The organism is Thermosynechococcus sp. (assembly GCF_046299655.1).
In the GTDB taxonomy this organism is placed as follows: domain Bacteria; phylum Cyanobacteriota; class Cyanobacteriia; order Thermosynechococcales; family Thermosynechococcaceae; genus Thermosynechococcus.
The window spans coordinates 1-21,081 of sequence record NZ_JBKBHZ010000023.1 but is presented as its reverse complement, the minus strand read 5'-3'; the positions used below and the strand labels follow the sequence as shown (position 1 = coordinate 21,081).

General features: G+C 54.3%; 22 protein-coding genes and 1 tRNA gene. 10 read left to right on the top strand and 13 right to left on the bottom strand.

Annotation, left to right across the window (positions count from 1 at the left end; translation table 11 throughout):
• A partial coding sequence (locus ACK4HN_RS11525) for an AI-2E family transporter (protein WP_409877706.1) occupies positions 1–672 on the top strand: 672 nt, incomplete at its 5' end.
• On the opposite strand, the gene ACK4HN_RS11520 is transcribed toward ACK4HN_RS11525, so the two are convergent.
• From ACK4HN_RS11520 to ACK4HN_RS11490, 7 genes are all read right to left on the bottom strand, one after another.
• Positions 669–1,295: an EcsC family protein gene (locus tag ACK4HN_RS11520; protein ID WP_409877704.1), complete on the bottom strand. Its 627-nt coding sequence runs from the start codon at positions 1,293–1,295 to the stop codon at positions 669–671. The two genes, ACK4HN_RS11525 and ACK4HN_RS11520, sit on opposite strands and share 4 nt — an antisense overlap.
• A gap of 22 nt (positions 1,296–1,317) precedes the next feature.
• Positions 1,318–1,668, bottom strand: a complete 351-nt coding sequence (locus ACK4HN_RS11515; RefSeq protein ID WP_409877702.1) for a hypothetical protein — start codon at positions 1,666–1,668, stop codon at positions 1,318–1,320.
• On the bottom strand, positions 1,655–2,569 hold the full coding sequence (locus ACK4HN_RS11510; protein ID WP_409877700.1) for a hypothetical protein: 915 nt from the start codon (positions 2,567–2,569) through the stop codon (positions 1,655–1,657). The genes ACK4HN_RS11515 and ACK4HN_RS11510 overlap by 14 nt, the downstream gene beginning before the upstream one ends.
• 47 nt (positions 2,570–2,616) lie before the next feature.
• A complete protein-coding gene (locus ACK4HN_RS11505) occupies positions 2,617–3,924 on the bottom strand; it encodes an aminopeptidase P N-terminal domain-containing protein (protein WP_409877698.1) in 1,308 nt (435 codons plus the stop codon).
• A gap of 427 nt (positions 3,925–4,351) precedes the next feature.
• Complete coding sequence (cobD, locus tag ACK4HN_RS11500) at positions 4,352–5,413, bottom strand: threonine-phosphate decarboxylase CobD (RefSeq protein WP_409868615.1); 1,062 nt, start codon at positions 5,411–5,413, stop codon at positions 4,352–4,354.
• A gap of 5 nt (positions 5,414–5,418) precedes the next feature.
• Complete coding sequence (locus ACK4HN_RS11495; RefSeq protein ID WP_409852732.1) at positions 5,419–5,745, bottom strand: HU family DNA-binding protein; 327 nt, start codon at positions 5,743–5,745, stop codon at positions 5,419–5,421.
• A gap of 429 nt (positions 5,746–6,174) precedes the next feature.
• Entirely contained in the window at positions 6,175–7,377 is a 1,203-nt protein-coding gene (locus ACK4HN_RS11490) for a phosphoglycerate kinase (protein ID WP_409868614.1), read from the bottom strand.
• A gap of 154 nt (positions 7,378–7,531) precedes the next feature.
• On the opposite strand from ACK4HN_RS11490, the gene ACK4HN_RS11485 reads away from it, so the two are divergent.
• Together ACK4HN_RS11485 and ACK4HN_RS11480 are read left to right on the top strand one after the other, a co-directional pair.
• Positions 7,532–7,921: a universal stress protein gene (locus tag ACK4HN_RS11485; protein WP_409868613.1), complete on the top strand. Its 390-nt coding sequence runs from the start codon at positions 7,532–7,534 to the stop codon at positions 7,919–7,921.
• Positions 7,922–8,039: 118 nt separating this feature from the next.
• Positions 8,040–10,598: a DUF3536 domain-containing protein gene (locus tag ACK4HN_RS11480; RefSeq protein ID WP_409877696.1), complete on the top strand. Its 2,559-nt coding sequence runs from the start codon at positions 8,040–8,042 to the stop codon at positions 10,596–10,598.
• A 41-nt stretch (positions 10,599–10,639) separates the two neighbouring features.
• Here the strand turns inward: ACK4HN_RS11480 and ACK4HN_RS11475 are convergent, their stop codons facing one another.
• Positions 10,640–10,798: a hypothetical protein gene (locus ACK4HN_RS11475; protein ID WP_409871295.1), complete on the bottom strand. Its 159-nt coding sequence runs from the start codon at positions 10,796–10,798 to the stop codon at positions 10,640–10,642.
• Between the two features lie 103 nt (positions 10,799–10,901).
• On the opposite strand from ACK4HN_RS11475, the gene ACK4HN_RS11470 reads away from it, so the two are divergent.
• The gene (locus ACK4HN_RS11470) at positions 10,902–11,636 is read left to right on the top strand and encodes a DUF2993 domain-containing protein (protein WP_409868611.1); all 735 of its coding nucleotides are present in this window, start codon (positions 10,902–10,904) and stop codon (positions 11,634–11,636) included.
• Here the strand turns inward: ACK4HN_RS11470 and ACK4HN_RS11465 are convergent.
• Complete coding sequence (locus ACK4HN_RS11465; RefSeq protein ID WP_409868610.1) at positions 11,586–12,278, bottom strand: phosphoribosylanthranilate isomerase; 693 nt, start codon at positions 12,276–12,278, stop codon at positions 11,586–11,588. The genes ACK4HN_RS11470 and ACK4HN_RS11465 overlap by 51 nt on opposite strands.
• A gap of 95 nt (positions 12,279–12,373) precedes the next feature.
• Here ACK4HN_RS11465 and psaK point away from each other — a divergent pair, with 95 nt between their 5' ends.
• Positions 12,374–12,625 (top strand): photosystem I reaction center subunit PsaK, encoded by a 252-nt coding sequence (gene psaK / locus ACK4HN_RS11460; RefSeq protein ID WP_409852715.1) that lies wholly within the window; start codon positions 12,374–12,376, stop codon positions 12,623–12,625.
• On the opposite strand, the gene ACK4HN_RS11455 is transcribed toward psaK, so the two are convergent.
• Complete coding sequence (locus ACK4HN_RS11455) at positions 12,602–13,555, bottom strand: serine hydrolase (protein WP_409868609.1); 954 nt, start codon at positions 13,553–13,555, stop codon at positions 12,602–12,604. The genes psaK and ACK4HN_RS11455 overlap by 24 nt on opposite strands.
• 14 nt (positions 13,556–13,569) lie before the next feature.
• Positions 13,570–15,354 (bottom strand): pyruvate kinase, encoded by a 1,785-nt coding sequence (gene pyk / locus ACK4HN_RS11450; protein ID WP_409877694.1) that lies wholly within the window; start codon positions 15,352–15,354, stop codon positions 13,570–13,572.
• Positions 15,355–15,590: 236 nt separating this feature from the next.
• Between pyk and ACK4HN_RS11445 the strand changes: the two genes are divergently transcribed.
• From ACK4HN_RS11445 to ACK4HN_RS11435, 3 genes are all read left to right on the top strand, one after another.
• Positions 15,591–16,640 carry a CobW family GTP-binding protein gene (locus ACK4HN_RS11445; protein WP_409877692.1) on the top strand — a complete coding sequence of 350 codons (1,050 nt, stop codon included), beginning with the start codon at positions 15,591–15,593 and terminating at the stop codon, positions 16,638–16,640.
• A gap of 9 nt (positions 16,641–16,649) precedes the next feature.
• Positions 16,650–16,805 (top strand): DUF2256 domain-containing protein, encoded by a 156-nt coding sequence (locus tag ACK4HN_RS11440; protein WP_409868606.1) that lies wholly within the window; start codon positions 16,650–16,652, stop codon positions 16,803–16,805.
• Between the two features lie 99 nt (positions 16,806–16,904).
• Positions 16,905–18,023: a geranylgeranyl reductase family protein gene (locus tag ACK4HN_RS11435; protein WP_409868605.1), complete on the top strand. Its 1,119-nt coding sequence runs from the start codon at positions 16,905–16,907 to the stop codon at positions 18,021–18,023.
• Here ACK4HN_RS11435 and ACK4HN_RS11430 read toward each other — a convergent pair.
• A complete protein-coding gene (locus ACK4HN_RS11430; RefSeq protein WP_409877690.1) occupies positions 18,020–19,984 on the bottom strand; it encodes a CHASE2 domain-containing protein in 1,965 nt (654 codons plus the stop codon). The genes ACK4HN_RS11435 and ACK4HN_RS11430 overlap by 4 nt on opposite strands.
• A 49-nt stretch (positions 19,985–20,033) precedes the next feature.
• Here ACK4HN_RS11430 and ACK4HN_RS11425 point away from each other — a divergent pair, with 49 nt between their 5' ends.
• On the top strand, positions 20,034–20,534 hold the full coding sequence (locus tag ACK4HN_RS11425) for a hypothetical protein (RefSeq protein ID WP_409868603.1): 501 nt from the start codon (positions 20,034–20,036) through the stop codon (positions 20,532–20,534).
• A 71-nt stretch (positions 20,535–20,605) separates the two neighbouring features.
• Positions 20,606–20,687: transfer RNA gene (locus ACK4HN_RS11420), tRNA-Tyr, on the top strand.
• Here ACK4HN_RS11420 and ACK4HN_RS11415 read toward each other — a convergent pair.
• Positions 20,688–20,999 carry a hypothetical protein gene (locus ACK4HN_RS11415; protein ID WP_409877688.1) on the bottom strand — a complete coding sequence of 104 codons (312 nt, stop codon included), beginning with the start codon at positions 20,997–20,999 and terminating at the stop codon, positions 20,688–20,690.
• Between the last annotated feature and the right edge of the window lie 82 nt (positions 21,000–21,081).

Below are 21,081 nucleotides of genomic sequence, written 5' to 3'. Positions count from 1 at the left end.
CTCCTGCGCCGCTATCGCTTTCCTGTGGGGGTGAATGACTTGATGGAAGAGCTGACCATCCAACTCAAAGGGATTGCTGCCATGTTGCCGGGTGTTGCCATTACAACACTGACTAAATTTGTTGATGTGCTACTTGTGCTGATCCTAACGGTGTATATGCTCTTTTATGGCAGTGAGATTTGGCGCGGACTAATGAAATTGGTGCCCCAGCCTTGGCGACAGGTGGTGGATTACTCGCTGCGGCTGAATATTCGCAGTTTTTTCTCGGCGCAGCTTTTTTTGGGACTGTTTATGTTTCTTGCCCTGATTCCCTTTATGATCGCCTTCAAGGTCAATTTTGGCTTTCTCTTTGCCCTCATCATTGGTATTGCTCAGCTCATTCCTGTAGTGGGGGCAACCTTGGGCATTGGTTTAGTGACACTGCTTATCCTCTTTCAGGATGTGTGGCTGGCTTTGAATATTTGCGTGATTGCTGTGGTCTTGCAGCAAATTAAGGACAATGTGCTCACCCCGAAGTTACTGGGGGACTTGATGGGACTCAATCCCCTCTGGCAGTTTATTGCGCTGCTCATTGGCGGACGGGTAGCGGGTTTCTTGGGAATTTTGCTGGCCATTCCCCTCGCTGCAACACTGAAAACCGTCCTAGCGTCTGAGCCTGTCAAAGACACCTAACTGACGGTGGCCGATCGCAGAGCCTTGATCACTTGACACACGCTATGGCCGCAAGCGTTCATCATGAAGGCATTGACGGAACCACCAATCACCCCTCCAAGGAGAGGAACGGCTTTGGCAGGAAGGAGGAGAGTTTTACTGGAGCTCTTACTGAAAATCTGTGCGAGTAAATTTTTTAGACCATGCTGCGCAGGCTTTTGGACAAAGTTTTGAACAGCATACGATGTAAGGCGACGACCCAAGTACGTTGCCAGCTCTGCAGCACCGACCCCAACGGCAGCGGCAACAGCGGCCATGCGCATATCTCTATCTCTTAAGTCGAAGCCGTGGATGGTGAAGAGTGCTGCTGCCAACTTAATTTGGGCGTGGTGGAAGTGAGCAAAGTCAAGGGGTAGCCCGGCCCAGCCCATAACGCCAGTGGCGACTCCAGAACCTACTGACCAGAGGGTGGCTTCATAAATTGCGTGGTTGGCCATGCGATCGCGATCATCCCCCCAGTTAGGATCCTGAAGAAAGGTTTTTCCCCATTCTTCCCCATCACTGAGAGCCTCGGCAATTACCTTAGCCAGCCCAAACGGGAGTTCTGGAAGTTCCGCAAGAACGTCATATTGCTCTTCAAGCATAGGTTTGAAAAGGCACTCAACGTTAACGAGAAGACAATGTTAGGGTTGCTGTTTTTGAATTGGGGCGTATGGCTAAGCCCAAGTGAACTAAAGCCGTTTCTACCGCATTGGCGCGATCGGCAAGCACCTGCCAACTGTTCGCCCGTACCCCGTAGCGCTCGCGAAAATAGGCTTGGGCTGCCCGAAACCCACCAAAGGTTTTCTTAAGGCGCGCCTCAGTCCACGGTTGGGCTGTCAGCACGATGGGTGGGGGAGCAGCGTTTTCTAAGGTTTGGGCTTTTTCCATCAACAGGTTACCGGCGATCGCCAACAACTCCCCATAGTTGCGACGAGAGGCGCCAATTGCCTTTTCTAAGTCCTCAATTAGTCCCATCTGCCTCGGACTCCAAGAGTCGGTTGTGGAAATCGCTGCCCTCTAAATTCGCTTCTAGAATACTACTCATTTGGTTGAGGAAGCGTTGAATTGGTCGACGCCATCGAGCAGGTAACTGCTGTAAGGCTGCTTGACACTGACGGAGGAGCGACTGCAACCTCTTCAGCCGATCAAGGACATCCTCCAACATTTTTTCAGTAGCCAACTGCCGCCGGACATTCCTCACAATCTGCAATTGTTGAGCAGCAATGCGCTCTTTCTCTTCCAGAAATTGCACCTGACGTTGCAACTGCTGTACTTGGTTCTGCAAATCTGCATTTTGATTTTCTTTATCTAACAACAGCTCCAGCGCAGCTTCCTCTGATAGGTTCTTTTTGTTTTCTAATTGGCTGACTTCTTCTTCAAGGGTTTCTACCCGCTCCTGTAATTGTTGATTGTGTCTCTGGTAGGTCTTTAGCTCCTCCTTGAGCTGATAAAGCTCTTGGCGGGGGATAAACTTGTGACCGTTGGCCTCAAGGAAGTAAAAGCTGACTGCTTCAATACACTCAGTCTGAGCGGCCTCTAGTTCCTGCAAAACCGGCAAGGCCAATTGCTTCAAGGTGTCATGAAGAGTCTTCTTAGATAAAGTGTCACCATCCCCGTGCCCTGGTAGCTGCACTTTTAAGGAGCCACGCACTGCTTTTGTCGGATGCTTTCCTCCCCCCTCAATAATTTTCCAGCCCCACCGGCAGGCAATTTTCTTCAGTTCTCGTTTAGTAAGGCTGCCCCGCTGTTCCTTGAGCTGAGCCTGAATTTCATCAATTTGTGATTGCAAGTCGGCCAACCGGCGAATCAGATCAGGAGAGTGGAGGGACATCTTCATAGGCATACTTCCGATTGCGCATGGTTCTATTTTATCCATTCGTGAATTGGTGAATATGCAGGCCACCCCAATAATTTTCCAGAAAATTATTTCGGAACCGCCGCCGTCAGGACTTCGTGTCCCTCCGCCGTCACCAGCACATCGTCTTCAATGCGTACCCCAATGCCGCGCCAGCGATCGCCAATCTCGGGCTGACCCTCAGCGGGCGTTGCCTCAGGATGAATATAAATCCCCGGTTCGACTGTCAGCACTTGACCCGGTTGCAGCGTGACCCACGTGTCCTTGTTGTGCTTGTAAAGACCGACATCGTGGACATCAAGGCCCAGCCAGTGACCAGTGCCATGCATAAAGAAAGTGCGATATTTCTGGGTGTTGTTCTCTTTGCCTTCGTTAATGAGATCGTCAATGTCGCCCCGCAGCAGGCCAAGGTCAACTAGACCCTCAACGATCACCCGTACCGCCGCATCGTGGATTTGGTTGTAGGTATTTCCCGGGCGCACTTGTTCAATGGCCGCTTTTTGAGCCGCAAGGACAATCTCGTAGATCGCCTTTTGCTCGCTGCTGAACTGGCCACTGACGGGGAAGGTGCGGGTAATATCGGCGTTGTAATAGCGATAGGCACAGCCGGCGTCAATCAGCAGTAGGTCTCCTGCCGCCATTTGGCGCTGGTTGGCGGTGTAGTGCAGCACACAGGCATTCGGCCCAGAGGCGACAATCGAGGGATAGGCCGGGCCATCGCCGCCCCGTAGGCGAAAGAGATGCTCGATCTCTGCCTGAATTTCATATTCCCAGCGGCCGGGGGCAGCCACTTCACGGGCACGCTGATGGGCTTCAACCGTGATGGCGATCGCCTCACGCATCAAGGCCAGTTCGGCGGCGGATTTGATTTGCCGCATGGGAGCCAAAAGAATACTGGGATCCGCAATACTGCGTGGACCCGTGCCCCGTTTCGGCAGGGTCGTGAGCAGGCGCTGGTAGTGCTTGAGAATCAGTTGATTAAAGCGCTCATGGTGACCAAAGTGGTAATACAGCGGATCCCCGGTCTCCAAATAGCGAGGAAGGTGCTGCTCCAGTTCACTAATGGGATATACGGCATCGGCGCCTAACTCCTCCTTAGCTGCTTCTACCCCAAGGCGTGCGCCTGTCCAGATCTCTTGGCTGAGATCCTTGGGCTGCACAAACAGCACATAGCGATGCTCACTGTGGTTTGGCGCAAAAACAGCAACAGCCTCTGGCTCATTAAAGCCCGTGAGATAGTAAAAATTACTGTCTTGGCGAAAGTTGTAGTCCACATCATTGTGCATGATGGCGCGTGGCGCACTACAGAAAACAGCGACACCGCTGCCCAATTTCTCTAAAAACTGCTGCTGTCGTTGCTGGTACTCTGCTTTCATCGCGCCTTGCAAAGCGGGTCAACCCTTGGGAATGATGACCCTGAAGTGGTTTGGTGGGGGCGGAGGGACTTGAACCCTCACGACTTGTTTAAGGTCAACGGATTTTCATCCTCCTGCCGCTTTCGCGACCACCCCTTGGGTGTTGAGGATTGGACTCTCCCTTTACCCGCGTAGTAGCTCTACGGTAGGGTAGCTCCCGTCGAGTCTCTGCACCTTCCGTTTCCAGTCTGGGGTTGAGAAACGGCTTGGCTCAGGATTGCCATATTTGCCCTATGGACAAACGTAGGTTTCCCTGAATTTGAGAGCATTCACTTAATAGATTTCTCTATTAAGGCTCAATTGCTTAAGTCCGCAGCGTCTACCATTCCGCCACGCCCCCTTAAGTATCGCTACTATACCACCTTGGCTTTGGGGGATGCAATTCCTACTAGTGTTGGTAATAAGCCCGCAAACCCTTGAGAAGTCGCTGATTTTCAGCGTCGCGGCGCACGGCCACTCGAAAGTAGGCGGCACCTAATTCAGGAAAGCTACAACAATCGCGAATTAGAATGCGATGCTGCTGGAGGAGGTAGGTTTGCAGGGGCAAAATGGAGTTCGTTGCTTTGACCAGTAGAAAGTTCGCCTTGCTCTCAGTTACTACCTTCAGCTCGGGCACAGTCTTCAGAGCCGCCGCAAGGGCGTGACGTGCAGGCGCCAACCACGCCCAAGTTTGTTCCTGAAAGGGGCGATCGCCCAAAGCCGTCACACCCGCAATGATCGCCAAGCCATTCACACTCCAAGGATCCCGCCACGATCGCCAGCGTTGCCAACGCTCTGGCGAGGATACCCCATACCCTAAACGCAGGCCCGCCAGACTGTAGAATTTCGTTAGCGATCGCAACACAATCAAATTCGGGTAGCGAGGCACAAACCCGATGAGGGATTCACTGGCGGCGGGGGGCAGAAAGTCCATAAAGGCCTCATCCACCACCACCAAGGCACCTGTTTCCAGCAACGGCTGCAACGCCTGCCGCGACCAGAGGTGGCCGCTGGGATTATGGGGATTATTAATTAGGATGGCATCCTTGGGCGTGAGGGAGGGAGCGATCGCCCCAAAGCCGCTTTGCACCTGGGCTAGGGGAATGGGTACCATCGGACACGTAAAAGCCGCCAGTGCCCGCCGGTAGTCGGCAAAGGCAGGAGTAATGAGGTAAATCTGCTGGCGATCGCCACATTCGCGCCCCACCCAAGTCAATAACTCCGCCGCACCATTGCCCACCAAAATGTAATCCTGCGGTAGTTGATGCAGGGCCGCAAGGGCATCCCCCAAGGGATGGCAATCAGGATCGGGATAGTCACGAATCGTGGGCAGCGCAGTCTGAAGGGCAGCGATCACCGACGCGGGAGGCCCCCAAGGGTTGAGACTGGCAGAGAAATCCAAGATCTCATCAGGAGCACAGCCCGCGATCGCTGCCGCCCAAACTAAATTGCCACCGTGGCGAGGGGGCATCCAGACTATTTTTTCTTGCCCTTGGCAGCCGGTTCAGAAGCCGCAGGCGGTGCAACTTTTTCTTTGAAGAGTTTCCCTGCTGAAAAGGCGGGGACAGTGGTGGCTGGGATTTGCATTTTTTCTTTGGTTTTTGGGTTGCGCCCCTCACGGGCTTTGCGCTCCCGAGGCTCAAAGGCACCAAAGCCCACTAGCGTAACTTTTTCTCCCTTAGCCACAGCCTCCATGATTTCCTCGACAGTGGCCGAGATAATCGCCTCGACTTGCTTTTTCGTGACATTATTCGTGCTATGGGCACGATTAAATACCGCATCCACGAGTTCAGCCTTGTTCATGGGGATAACTCCACAGCAACATTAAACAACATTAAACATTGTTTGATTGATTAACAAAGGGGTAAAAGGCACGAAACCCTTGCCTATTCTCGGTTTCAAGCCTCATTCTAGAATAGCTAGCCGCTAACTGGAACCCTGAAACCTTTAAGAGATGTGGTTTTCAGGCACTTTCATCCATTCCAAACTTCTGAAACCGTTGATTCATCAGGCTTTTAGCCTATTCTACCTCCCTTGTGGTGATGGTTTGGGGCAGCAGTAGTTGTTAGAAAAATTAACAAATCACGGCCTCCAGGGGGCTAAATCTCGCCCTAGAGAACAAAAAAGCCCCACGGATGAGACGATGGGGCATTCACAACTTTAAATGAACTTAATGAATTTAATGATGGGATTCAGGGCACTTGGGCCAAATCCTTGACAATCATCGCTTTCCTAGGCATCATCCAAGGCGGCAATACCGGGGAGTTCTTTGCCTTCGAGGAGTTCAAGGCTTGCCCCCCCACCGGTGGAAATGTGACTCATGCGATCGGCGACACCCACTTTTTCAACCGCCGCCACAGAATCGCCACCGCCAATAATTGTCGAAACACCCTCACTGGTGAGATCGGCTAAATAGCGGGCGATCGCCTCTGTGCCCTTGGCAAATTGATCAAACTCAAACACCCCCATTGGGCCATTCCAGATCACTGTTTTGCAATCCTTGAGCGCCTCTTGGAAGAGTTTGATGGAAGCAGGTCCAATATCCAGACCCATCCAGCCGTCAGGAATCGCTTCGATACTGACCACTTGACTATTGGCATCGGCAGCAAAGTTATCTGCCACCACCACATCGGTGGGCAAGAGCAACTGCACCCCTTTTTCTTGGGCTTTGGCTTCGAGGTGTTTGGCTAACTCCAACTTGTCTTCTTCTACCAAGGATTTGCCAACATTCAGCCCCCGCGCTTTATAGAAGGTGAAGATCATGCCGCCGCCAATCAGCAATTTATCCACTTTTTCTAGAAGGGCTTCAATGACACCAATTTTAGAAGACACTTTAGACCCCCCCACAATAGCAGCCAAGGGGCGACGGGGATGCTCAATAGCATTTTGCAGATATTCCAGTTCTTTCTCAATCAAAAAGCCCGCTACACAGGGACTCAAGTATTGCGTTACCCCAGCAGTTGAGGCATGGGCACGATGGGCAGTGCCAAAGGCATCGTTGACATAGACTTCTGCACAGGCCGCCAGTTGCTTAGCAAATTCAGGATCATTTTTTTCTTCCCCTGGATGAAAGCGCACATTTTCGAGGAGGCAGACATCCCCGTTGGCCATTGCGTGGGTATGGGCAACCACAGCCTCACCAATGCAGTCATCCAACTTGACTACGGGCTTGTGGAGCAGTTCCGAGAGCCGCTGAGCCACGGGGGTAAGGCGCAGTTTCTCATCCACGCCCTTGGGACGGCCAAAGTGGCTGACCAGAATCACCTTGGCACCTTTGCTGATCAGGTCTTGAATTGTCGGCAGGGCGGCGCGGATGCGGGTATCATCGGTGATGACGCCATTCTCATTGACGGGAACGTTAAAATCAACCCGCACGAGCACACGCTTTCCTGCTAAGTCGGCAGTGGATAACTGCGCCACGGATTTTTTAGACACGCTAGAGCCTCCTAAATGCGTTAAAACGTAGATGATAATACTAGGGGCATAACCATCCCGGCTAGCGATGAAGTGATGCGCTACAAATCCCTCACCTGACCCTCATTCTACCCAAGGGCGTGCCCTTCCACTTGACTCCAATGAGGTGAACTCTATGTTCAAAATCATTCTTTTTCCCATTGACCGCAGCCGTGACACTCAAGAAGCTATGCCCACCGTGGTTGGGATAGTCAAAACTTTCCAGAGTCGGTTGTTTCTACTGTCGGTGGAGGAAACGCCAGAACCAGATGCGGAGCTAGAGGCGGCGATCGCGGAATTTTTGAACCGAGCAAAGGAGGCCTTTGCCCAACACGCAATTGTGGCGGAAACCCTGCTGCGGCGCGGTAAACCGGCCTTTGTCATCTGTGACGTGGCCGATGAGATCAATGCCAATTTGATTATTATGGGCTGCCGGGGAACGGGGCTTACCCCAGAGGGCTTTCAGGAGAGTGTCAGTAACCGTGTGATTAACCTAGCCCCCTGTCCAGTCTTGATCGTGCCCTAGGTGGTGCGTAACTAAATCTTGCGGCGCTTAAAGTTTTGTCACAAGCGGCCTAGGCCATGGGGCGATCGCTGAGGATCTATCTAGGGAATGCAAACCTGTTGTCTTGTGGTTGATCTGCATGCTGAATCCAACCGATGTGACGCCGACCGTGTTTTCCCCTGCTGCCGATCAACTGCAAGGGTTGGGAGTGTACGTTACCATCCATGGCCATTTCTACCAGCCCCCCCGCGAAAATCCCTACCTTGAGGCCATTGAACACCAACCCAGTGCCCAGCCCTTTCACGATTGGAATGAGCGCATTTACTACGAGTGCTATCGCCCCAATGCCTTTGCGCGGATTCTCAACGATCGCGGTGAGGTCATTGATATTGTCAATAACTTTGAATACCTAAGCTTTAATATTGGCCCGACACTCTTTAGTTGGCTTGAGCGCTACGATCTCGAGGTCTATCAGCGCATTATTGAGGCCGATCGCCGCAGTTGTCAGCGCTTCAATGGCCACGGCAACGCGATCGCTCAGGTCTATAACCACATCATTTTGCCCTTGGCCAACTACCGCGATAAACTCACGCAAATTCGCTGGGGCAAGGCGGACTTTCGGCGGCGGTTTGGCCGCGAAGCGGAGGGGATGTGGCTTGCCGAAACGGCCATTGATTATGAAACTGTCGCTGCCCTGATTCAGGAGGGGATTCGCTTTACCATTTTGGCGCCCTCCCAAGCCCAACGCTGTCGTCCCATTCTCGCGGAAGGGGAAAGCGAGTGGATTGAAGTCAGCGGTAGCCAAATTGACCCGACACGTCCCTATCGCTGCTATTTGCCAGGGGGCGATCGCCAGCGCGATTACTTAGACATTTTCTTCTACGATGGTCCTATTTCTCGCGATATTGGTTTTAGTGACTTGCTAACTAGCTCACAATTTTTGGCAGGACGGATAGGGCAGGCCGTGCGGGGTGATCATCGCCCCAGTCAAATTATTGCTGTTGCTACTGATGGAGAGACCTTTGGCCATCACAAGTATGGCGGTGAAAAAGCCCTCGCCTATGCCTTTAAGGTGGAGTTTCCCCAGCGGGGCTGGCAAATCACCAACTTTGCTTACTATCTCAGTCTGTTTCCTCCCACATGGGAAGTGGAACTCAAACCCGTCACGGCGTGGAGTTGTGCCCATGGCGTGGATCGCTGGCAGGACGACTGTGGTTGCGGGGGGGGCGGTGAGTGGCATCAGCGCTGGCGACGTCCATTGCGGGAGGCGCTCAATTGGCTGCGCAATCAGCTAATTGAGATTTATGAAACCTTTGGGGCTGACCTATTTCAGGAGGTTTGGGCAGCCCGCGATGCTTATATTCAGGTGATGGGCGATCGCTCCGCAGAAACAATACGCCGCTTTTTGGCAGAACACCAACGCCGCCCCTTGAGTCCAAGCGAGCAAATTGATGCCCTGCGCCTGCTGGAGATGCAGCGCCATGCCCTCCTCATGTTTACCAGTTGTGGGTGGTTTTTTGATGAACTCTCGCGGCCTGAGGGGGTGCAAATTCTGCGCTATGCAGCACGGGCGATCGAACTGGCAGGGGATGTCGCTGGTGTCCAGTTGGAACCCGAATTTATTGAGCGGCTGGCCGCCGCCCCTAGCAATGTGCCGCAGTTTGGCGATGGGGCAACGGTCTATCACCAGTTGGTAAAAACGGCTCAAATTAGCTTGCAGCAGGTGGCCGCCCACTATGCCATGAGTTCCCTCTTTAATAGCTACCCCCGTCAACATCAACTGTACTGCTATGAAATTGCGCAGGGGGATTATCATCTCCAACGCATGGGCAGCCTGACCTTGGCGATCGGCCAGATTCAACTCACTTCCACGATTACAACCGAGTCACAACTGCTCATCTTTGCCGTCTTGCACTTGGGGGGCTGGGATTTCCACTGTGCGATCCAACCCTTCCAAGGGCGGCGGGAATATAGCCAGCTCAAGAGCCATCTTTTGCAAGTCTTTCAACAGGGCAGTGCGGCGCGGGTGGTGATGGCCATTACGGAACGCTTTGGTGGGGTGGCCTACAGCTTGGACGATCTCTTTGCTGAGGAACGACACCGCCTCATGGGGGTGCTGGCGCGGGAAACCCTTACGCGCTTGGATCAGCTTTATACCCAAGTCTATCGCGATAACTACGGCATCCTCATGGGGTTTCAGCGGGATGGCCTAACTGTGCCCCAAGAATTGCAAGTCGCAGCAGCAGTGGCGTTGACCCATCGTGCCATTAGCCATTTGCGGCGTTTAGAGCAAGACCTGAGCGATCTCGGGGACTTGCCCTTTGCGGATCTGCAAAATCATTTGGCAGAATTGGCGGCGATCGCCCGTGAAGCCCGCCTATTGGGCTGCCACCTCAGCCTTCAAGAGCAACGGCGCCCCCTAGAGCAGCAGATTTGCGCTGCCCTGCGTTACCTTGCCCATCACCTCAACAGTGACACCCTGAGCCGGTTGAGTTCACTGCTTCAAGAGCTGGTGACCATCGGCGAGGCCTTGGGGCTGACCCTGAATCTGGATCGAGCCCAAGAGCAGTTTTATACCCTCATGGGGGAACTGCGGCAGACCGGCATCCAGCTGAGCGAGGAGGATCGCCGTCACCTCCAAGCCTTGGCTACCCGCCTCAAGGTGGATCCCCATCCATTGGCTGCCCTCTCTTCCTAGGGAAAAATGCTGGCCAAACCCAGCACAAATCCGGAGAGAAGTTAGCGATCGCTCCAGCCACAGATGAGGGTTTTGGCGGCAAACCGCTCATCCGCCCCTCCTAGCCCAGAGGGGAGGGCGATCGCCCCCATGGCTGAGCAACACATCATCGCCTTTTCATTACTTTCGTTCTCACCAATCAGGAAAGTTGCCTTTGGCAAGACTAAATCGGCAGCCAGTTTCGTTAAAATCGGCGAATCAGCTCCATCGGCTGGCCTAGGTATCCTAGGAGGAGTGCATCTAAAAAGTGTGTGAGGAATTTCTATGTCGTTAACGTCGCCAGACATGGCTGAGGCGGTCGGTGCTGCGTGTGAACGCGGACTAATTCCCCGCGTCTTGCAACCCGCCTTGCACTGGTGGTTATCTGCGCAGTTGGAGCAGGCAACCGGCTTGGAAATTCAAATTCAAGGGGGCGATCGCCAGATTTTGCGGGGATACTTACCCCATGTGCGTGTTGCGGCCACAAAAGCCAGTTATCGCGGCATTCAGTTGCGCCAAGCAGCCGTCCAAGCCGAACAGATTCAGATTAATCTCGGGCAAGTCTTGCGGGGCAAACCCCTAAAACTCTTGGCACCGGTGCCCGTGCGCGGCGAACTGGTTCTCAGCCAAGAGGATCTCAACGCTTCTTTGGGGGCGCCGCTCCTGCAATCGGGTTTACGGGAACTGCTGAAATTGCTCGATCAGCGAGGCTTGGGCAAAGCGGGGGTCAATCTTCAAGAGTGGCAATTGCTGCATACGCAGGGAGAATTGGGTGCTGGGTGCCTCAAACTGGTGTTCTCGATGGGGAATGCCCAAGGGGAGCAGGCGGATTGGCACCTCTCGACCCAGGTGCGCTTGCAGGATGAGCGGACGCTCTGTTTAGAGGCTCTGCACTGGCAAGGGGAAGAGGAGACTCACCCCATGCTGACCCTTGATTTGGGGGAAGGGGTGGCCATTCAGGCGTTGCGGCTAGAAGCAGGTGCCCTCAGGGTGCAGGGGAGGATTTGCATTTATCCCTAGGGTGCTTAGCAACGCTGCCACGCGCCCTAAATCCTTGATCCCCGGTTGGCTTTCTACGCCACTAGACAGGTCAATGCCGTCGGGTCGGGTTTGGGCGATCGCCTGCCGGCAATTTTCTGGTGTAATGCCCCCCGCGAGCCACCACGGACAAGGGACTTGCAGGTTTTGGAGCAATGTCCAGTCAAAAGGCTGACCCGTGCCCCCCAACTGCTGCGGATGATAGGCATCCAAAAGAATCCGATCCACAAGCGGCGCGTAGGCGGGAATCTCTGCGAGGGTGGCTGGCGATCGCACCCGCAGGGCTTTGATCAGCACAATGTTAGGCAATGCGCAGCGCACCTGTTGGCAAAATTCGGGGGATTCGCTGCCATGAAGCTGTAACGCCTGTACCCCTGTGGTTGTGACTAAATTAGCTAATACTGCTAAATCGAGATTAGCAACGACAGCAACGGTGAGCACGGAGGGGGGCAGGCGCCGACAAATGTCTGCAATGGTTGCGGCGGGGACGTAGCGCGGCGAATGGGGCACGCTAATAAACCCAAGGGCACTGACGCCCATTTGCGCGATCGCGATCGCCTGCTCAGGTAAGGTCACCCCACAAATTTTGACGCCAATGGTTGCCCGCACAGTTGAGTTAAGCATTTGTAACGAGATGCACCATTTTGTAACGACGGGACAGTGGGCAATCAAGCGGTTGCGTATAATTCATGGGCAATTGTACCCATTTAGGAGGAACCATGGTATTAGCCACGCTCCCGGATACCACTTGGACGCCGTCTGTGGGTTTGGTGGTAATCCTCTGCAACCTGTTTGCGATCGCCATTGGCCGCTTTGCCATTCAATCCCGCGGGAAAGGCCCGGCGTTACCCATTGCCCTGCCCGCCCTCTTTGAAGGCTTTGGTGTGCCCGAGTTGCTGGCGACCACCAGCTTTGGTCACCTTTTAGCGGCGGGAGTGGTCAGTGGCCTACAGTATGCCGGCGCTCTCTAGGGTGGGAATTCCCTTGGCAATCTGACGGGAAATGAAGGGCAAGACCTCTGTATTGCTACTGGCAGTGCGATTCTCGATAAAGACCACTAGGGTATAGGGGCAGTGCTCGGGGAGTTCAATATAGGCCACATCGTGGCGCACCCAACTGGTGAGTCCTGCCTTTGACCACAGCTTGGCCTCCAGAGGTAGCCCTTCCCCCAAAAAGCCCTGCACTTGATTTTCTGGATCCTCGGCCAACAGCTCTGGATCGAGGGAACGCTCCATCAGTTCCATCATTGCTTGACTAGCGCTAGCAGAGACCGCAACACCACCAACAATACTGTGGATTAACTTGGCCGTGGCATTAGTCGTCAGGCGGTTGGCATTCTGGCGATCGCGCCCAACAAATTGCTGCTCTCGTCCATAGGGGCCATCACACCACGTTTTTTGATTTACATTGATATGGGCTAGTTCTGGCCACCCCAAGGACTGAAAATAGCGATTGACGATATTGCGCTGGTATTGCCACGTGCGAAAGGGTTCTGGCGGCAGCACCGGTCCACTGGTTGTCCCTGTGAGCATATCCACCACCAAGCTCGTGGCATCATTGCTGGAATCCACAATCATATCCCGCATGGCGCGTTCCAATTCCGCATCCGGCTGCAGCATGCCACTGTGGAGCCATTCATGACAGGCCACCAAATAGAACAGCTTGACTACACTGGCCGGGTACATCAGCACATCACCACGATAATGGGCGCCGGGAATCGAATACTGCCAAAATTCTGCGGCGGTGAGTGCCCCCCCCGTATTCACAGGAATGGGGGGTGGATACACCAGTAAAGTCACGGCAATATCCTCTTGTCCCAGCCAAGGGAACTGTTCCCATGCAGCTTGGAGCGTCCGCGTCACCAAATCCGTGAGATAGGGGTTGGCCTGAAAAAAAGTCATTGACAACTCCACTCCTACTCGGGCGATCGCTCAACCCCATTGCGGGCACCGGAATAGACCAAGCCCCGCTCCACATCCATGGTTAGAATCGTGCCCTCACGGATCAGGCGGGTGGCATTTTTCACGCCGACAATCACCGGAATCCCCAAGCGCAACCCCAAGACCGCCGCATGGCTTGTCAGGCTATCCTCTTCGGTAATAATGCCTGCCGCTTTGCGAATGGCTTCCACCAATTCAGCACTGGTGCGCTCAGCCACCAAAATCTCCCCACTATTAAACGTGCGCACTGGCATTCCTTCGCGCACCACCCGCGCTGGACCACTCACCGACCCATGGCCAATGCCACAGCCGCGTCCCATCACCGAGGTGACCAGTTCCACCTTGATCATGTCCGTGGAACCAGAGACCCCTTGGAGCGTGCCAGCGGTCATCACCACCAGATCCCCCTCCTCTAGAAAGCCCCGCTCCTGTGCTGCATTAATGGCTGCCTGAAACGACTGCCGCAGCGAGGGATGATCCAAAGTCAGCAGCGGTTCTACCCCCCAAACTAACTGCAAGCGCCGCGCCACCTCGATATGGGGGGTGGCTGCCAAAATCGGAATTTGCGGACGGAATTTAGAGACATTCCGCGCCGTTGCCCCCGTTTTTGTTTGGGTGATGATTGCCTTCGCCTTGAGTTGGGCCGCCACCTGTCCCACCGCTTGACTAATGGCATTGGGAATGGAACGCACCGCCATCGACTCAGCCACGGGCGGTTGCCGCAGTTGAGGTTGATTGTCAATGCGGGCAGCAATCGTGGCCATCATCTTTACCGCCTCCACAGGATAGTCTCCCGTTGCCGTTTCGTTGGAGAGCATCACCGCATCGGTGCCATCGAGAATGGCATTGGCGACATCGGAAATCTCGGCACGGGTAGGGCGGGGGCTTTTCACCATGCTGTCCAGCATTTGGGTGGCTGTAATCACGGGAATCCCCAAGCGGTTAGCGGCAGCAATCAGCCGTTTTTGCAGAATCGGCACATCCTCAGCGGGCAATTCAACCCCCAAGTCGCCCCGTGCCACCATGACACCATCACAGAGGGAGAGGATGGCATCCATTTGCTCGATCGCCTCGTGTTTCTCAATTTTGGCAATCACCGGTACCTGCTTCCCAGCGTTGGCAATCAGTTCCTTAATCTCCAGTACATCTTGGGGATTGCGCACAAAGCTGAGGGCCACCCAATCCACCCCTTGATTGAGGCCAAACATCAGATCTTCGCGATCTTTCTCTGTCAGGGCTTTAATTGAGAGGTAAACCCCCGGAAAGTTCACGCCCTTGGCATTGGAGAGGGTGCCGCCAACAACCACTCGGCAATGGAGTTCACCCGCCTCTTTATCCACTTCTTCGACAACCATTTCCACACGGCCGTCATCGAGCAAAATTGTGGCACCCGCAGGAACCTCCTGGGCTAAGGGCGGATAGGTAATTGAGCTAATGTGTTGATTGCCCATGATGGGACGACTCGTGAGGGTAAAGCGATCGCCCCGCTTCAGGAAAATAGAGCCCCGTTCAAACCGTCCAAGGCGAATTTTCGGGCCTTGCAAGTCCTGTAAAATACCCACGGGCTGTCCCAATTCATAGGAGATTTGGCGAATCAGGCGGATACTGCGCTGGTGATCTTCGTGGGTACCATGGGAGAAATTTAGACGCAAAGTAGTGGCGCCCGCTTGGATAATCGCCCGCAGTTTATCGGGGTGGCTGACGGCTGGACCAATGGTAGCGACAATTTTGGTGCGTCGTTGCAACGGCTGATTGGACATAGGGGTTTATATCGTTAGGCTTCAACAGGTTATCGCATTTTGGGGAACGCTTGATCTCCTTGGTCTCTAGGAAGTTGGTCTCTAGGGAGTCGCAGGGTAGCGTTTTGAACCTGTGCTGCAGCAAGGGCTGTTGAGGAAAATGGCGTCTTGCTTCTAGCCTACAGCGATCGCCCGCCCCTTGAGCGAAGTGCAGCGGCTATAATTTGAGAACAATTCTCGCGCTTGACACACCGCCTATGACAATCTCTTCCGTTTCCCCAACCCCCCAAATGGAAGCCCTCAAACATGGTCTGCCGGTAACGATTATCACGGGGTTTCTCGGCAGTGGCAAAACCACGCTCCTGAACCATATCCTGACGAATCAAGTGGGGCTGAAAACGGCTGTCTTGGTCAATGAATTTGGTGAGATTGGCATTGATAACCAACTCTTGGTGGCCAGTGAAGAGGACATGGTGGAACTCAGCAATGGCTGCGTCTGCTGCACCATCAACAACGACCTTGTCAACGCCGTCTATCGGGTTCTCGAACGCCCTGATATGGTGGACTACTTGGTGGTGGAAACAACCGGCCTAGCGGATCCCCTGCCGGTGGCTTTGACGTTTTTGGGGACTGATTTGCGCGACCTGACCCGCTTGGATTCGATTATTACGGTGGTGGATGCGGAGAACTTTAGCTTAGATCTGTTCAACAGTAGCGCTGCCCAAAGCCAGATTGCCTACGGCGACATTATCCTCCTCAACAAAGCAGATCTGGTCACAGAGGAACGGTTGCAGGCATTGGAAAGCCGTATTCGCCAGATGCGCGAGGGGGCGCGGATTATTCGCACAGTGAAGGCCCAAGTACCGCTGCCCTTGATTCTCAGTGTGGGGCTGTTCCAGAGCGATCGCTACTTCCATCCTGAAGCTGAACACGCGCCCCCTGAGCACGACCACGACCATGAGTGTGACGACCACTGTGATCATGGCCATCCTCACCACCATCACTCCCATCACCTTGAGGAGGATGGCTTTACCTCCGTGTCTTTCCAGAGCGATCGCCCCTTTGAACTGCGGAAATTCCAGTATTTTCTTGACCACCAATTGCCCGAATCGGTCTTTCGCGCCAAGGGCATTCTATGGTTTAAGGAAAGTCCCCGTCGCCATGTCTTTCACCTCAGCGGTAAGCGCTTTAGCCTCGATGATGAAGACTGGAGAGGCGATCGCAAAAATCAACTGGTGCTCATTGGCCAAAATTTGGATCATCAAACGCTGCTGACACAGTTGGCCGCCTGTGTCACTGAGGCATAGCCGCAAATCATGGCCAAGCAACGTCGCAAAGCGGACTTCCCCAGCAAAATTTGTGTCGTCTGCGGGCGTCCTTTTCAGTGGCGCAAAAAGTGGGCGGACTGTTGGGAGGAGGTAAAGTACTGTTCAGAGCGCTGTCGGCGGCGCCGCTCCCAGTCATCGCGCTAACTGTCAGGAGCAGTGTTGAGAAAAATTAAGCAAATTCTGATAGGCTAGCGGCAGTTTTGCATCCATTGAGGTTCGCTGAAAGGAGCCAGCACAGCACAAATGTACGACTGCGTTATTGTGGGGGGCGGACCTGCGGGCGGCGCAGCCGCTTATCATCTTGCGCGGCGCCAGCGTTCAGTCTTAGTCCTTGAAAAGGCCGCTCTCCCTCGCTACAAACCCTGCACAGGGGGTGTTTCACCAGCCGTTGGCCAATGGTTTGATTTTGATTTTCAGCTTGCTATTGCCGATACCACCCGCATGGTGCGCTACAGTTGGCAGCTCAGTGATGCCGTTGAAGCCGAGTTAAATATTCCCGAACCGATCTGGATTGTGGATCGCTCGGTGTTTGATCACTACCTCTTGCAGCAGGCACAACAACAGGGGGCGGTTGTTGCGGATCAGACCGAGGTAACTGGGATTACGTTTCAAGAAGATCACTGGCAGATCCAGACGGCAACCACAACCTACGCAGGGCGCTATCTCATTGCTGCCGATGGTGCCAAGAGTCAAGTGGCTCAGTGGCTGGGTTTTAAGCCCAAAGTGGTGCGCACAGCAGCAGTGATGACTGTACCCAACCCGACGGGCGATCGCGCTGCACATTTTGAATTTGGCCTTGTGAAAAATGGCTACCTCTGGAGCTTTCCCAAAGGAGATCAGCGAACGGTGGGGGTTGCCGTGGTGCGGGGGAGCGATCGCCCCAACTGGGAACCGATTTTGCAACAGTATTGTGCCGCCCATCAGCTTCAGCTTGCGGATTGTCCGATTCACTACCATCCCCTCTGTGTCTGGGAAGGTCAACAGCCCTTGCATACCCACCATGCCCTCCTTGCCGGTGAAGCCGCTGGTCTAGTGGATCCCTTTTCGGCTGAGGGCGTTCGTCCGGCCCTTTACAGTGGTATGCGTGCTGCCGAAGCCATTGATGCGGCTCTTGGGGGAGAAGCGGATGCCTTGGCCACCTACAGCAAAACCTTGCAGGAGGAATGGGGTGCTGATTTAGTGTGGGCACAACGCCTTGCTGGCCTTTTCCATCGCATGCCGAAGGTGGGCTATCGCCTTGCTATGAAACGCCCCTCTGCCACCCAGCGGCTGGGGCAAGTCCTTTGTGGTGAATTGCGCTATCGCGATATTGCTGGCCGCGCTATCCAACGTTTGAGCAGTTCCCTAATTCCTGGTCGCTAGATCTCCAGTTCAATCGCCGTGGGCTGGTTGGGGGGGATCGCTAGCCCTTTGCGGACGCCAAGAATGCGAAAGACCTGAATTTTGCGCTCCTTGCCCTTGAGTTCCAAAGGACCCCATGCCTCGACCTCGTAGCGATCGCCCAAATACTCCAATGTTTCTTGGGCCACTAAAATCCGACAGGGACTTGGCTGGCGGTGCTTATCCACACTCTCAAGGCGCGAGGCCGTATTCACACTGTCGCCAATCACACCGTACTCCAAGCGATTTTTACTACCAAGGCTGCCAACCACAATCGGGCCTGTGTAAATGCCCGCCCGCATCATCACCTGCGGTAGCCCCTGAGCTGCCCATTCGCGGTTTAGTTCCTCCAGCAGTTGTCCCAAGGCTAGGGCACAATCCACCGCATTGCGGGCATCAATGGCAATTCCTTCGCGGCTGGTGCGTTTAATGGGCACGCCAAACACGGCCATAATGCCATCACCAGTGAACTTATTAATCACGCCGTGGTAGCTTTGCACTACATCCGCCACTTTCTCTAGATAGGTATTGAGCCAGTTAAAGAGTTCCTCCGGTTCCATCCCTTCAGAAATGGTGCTAAACCCCTTCAAATCGGTAAACAGCAGCGTGGCAATCAGGCGTTGGCCGGGCAACTTGCCATCCTTGAGGAGTTCATCCCGTCGTTCCCACAGGGCGGCAGCAATTTCCGGCGAGATACTTTGACCCAAAAGGCGCATCACCATTTGCCGTTGCTGCTGGGCTTGCTGTGCGGTATAGCTGACCACCCCGCCACTGCCAAGGAGAAGCGTCAATGCCGGCGGCACAAGGGGAACCCAGCCCAACTTGAGAAACAGACCATAGCAGGTGAGTAAAAGAAGCAGCAGAGCCGCTCCCACCACTATTGCTAGGGTCAGAGGATGGCGCACTCGCCAAGCAAGGATCGCACCAACCAATCCCCAAAGAACAATCCAAAGATTCTCGACACTGTTGGGCCAAAACCAAATGACGGCGCGATCGCCCAAGCCCGCATCAATGAATTGCCCCACCATTTGGGCATGGATAAATACCCCCGCCATGCGCTGGTTGTCCCGCAGGCCGGAACTAAAGGGGGTATAAAAAAAGTCCTTGCCACTTTCGGCAATGTTGCCAATGAGAACCACGCGATCGCGAATTAATTCGGGTGCCACTCGTTCCATCAGGACATCCTCAAGGGGCACCCACGTGACCGCCCGCTGATCGCCGCGATAGTTGAGCATGACTTGGTAGCCTGCCGTATCTGCCCCTACGTAGCCGCCATCATTGGGTTGCAGGGGCGTAAAGACACTTTGCCCCAACTGCATCACATGCGGATCTGCCTCACTGCCCTGCGGCTCAATTCCCTCATCCGCCAGATAGCGCAGTGCCAGCCGCAAGGAGAAGGAGTAAAGCGTATTCCCCTGATCGTCCGGCAAAAAGAGTAAACTGCGGCGGACAATGCCACCGGCATCAACGGTGATATCGTTAAACCCCACTTGATCGGGGCTGAGGGCAGCGGGCGGGCGAATTGTCGGCTGAGTACCATCCCCCAGTTTGGTGACAGCAAAGAGGCGATCGGAATTCAGCCAAAGGCGATTCAGCGCCTCATGCCCCGGCGGGACCGCAAAATCGCGGTAAATATCCAAACCAATGGCACGGGGCTGATGTTTGAGGAGTTTTTGGAGGGCTTGGGCGTAGAGCCAATCCGGCAGCGATAGGGAGCGGTACCGTTGAATATCGGCTTCAGTGACTGCCACCACCAATAGTCGCGGGTCGGGGCCGGGCATGGGACGCAATTGCATCAGGCGATCATAGGCACCCAATTCTAGGGGTTGGAGCCAACCCATCTCACGAATCCCAATCACCACCGTGCTGGCTATGGCACTGGCCACGACAATCAGGCCCAGATCAGCAAAGGTGCGGCGAAAGTGGGACAATAGGGGCAGCATAGCTTTGCAGGCAAGAGATTTTCTTCATCCTATCGCTATGAAAAATTACTTGGTCGCGACATTGGGCGATCGCCTCCAGGCCGAGGCCGTTTATACCCAGCTTGAAAAGGACGGCTTCCCAATGGAAAAAGTCGCCCTACTGGGTCGGGGTTACAAACAGTGGTCAGAGTTGGGACTCATTGATCCGTTTCAAGTCGCTCGCCAGCAAATGCAACGAATGTTGATCTGGCTGGTTCCCTTTGGCTTCTTTGCCGGTTTTACCTTTAACCAAGCGACTCAAATTGACATTCTGCCGATGCTGGATCGCCTCAACAATAGTATTTTGGGGGGCATCTTTGGCGCGATCGCTGGTGCCCTCGGTAGTCTCACCGTGGGGGGTGGTCTCCAAGTGGTGATTACCGGTAAGTCCGGCATCCCCTTTGAAAAGCGATTGCAGCGGGGCAAATACCTAATCCTGATTCAAGGTAGTGACAGCGAGATTCGCCGCGCCGAACGTCTCCTGAAAGTGCAACCCCTAGAAAACTTGCAAAGCTATACCCTTGACGAGTAGGGAATTGTTTTCTCAAAACGGGAAGCTCAAGTGTCCCCCCTGATGTGGTACATTAAAAAATGGCGATGAAAGGGTCGGTGCCCGAGTGGTTAATGGGGGCGGACTGTAAATCCGTTGGCTATGCCTACGCTGGTTCGAATCCAGCCCGGCCCATCAGAGTAAGTAGGCAATTCCCCAAGCGAGAGCAATGATGTCTAGCCAAGGGTGCCCCATTTGTCGCAGGGGCGATCGCGCAATCTTTTGACTGAGGATCAAACTGGCAAGGGTACTGACCACAAGTGTGGTCGTTTGCAGGAAGCCGATCACCGCTGGATGGGCTTGCCAACTGGGTAAACTGGCTGCATCGAGGCCAAAGGTTGCAAAGGTTACGGGCAACAACTGACCCGCCTCCCCCAGACCAAGGGGTAAATAATAGGCCAAATTGGCACCCAGCACCAAAGGCAGATACCCATAGGCCAAGCGCACAAAGGGCAGTAAACTACCCGACGCTGAGCTAAGCTACAGCGCGGGCTTTCAGTAGCCCTGCAGTTATCTGGCAAGACAACCA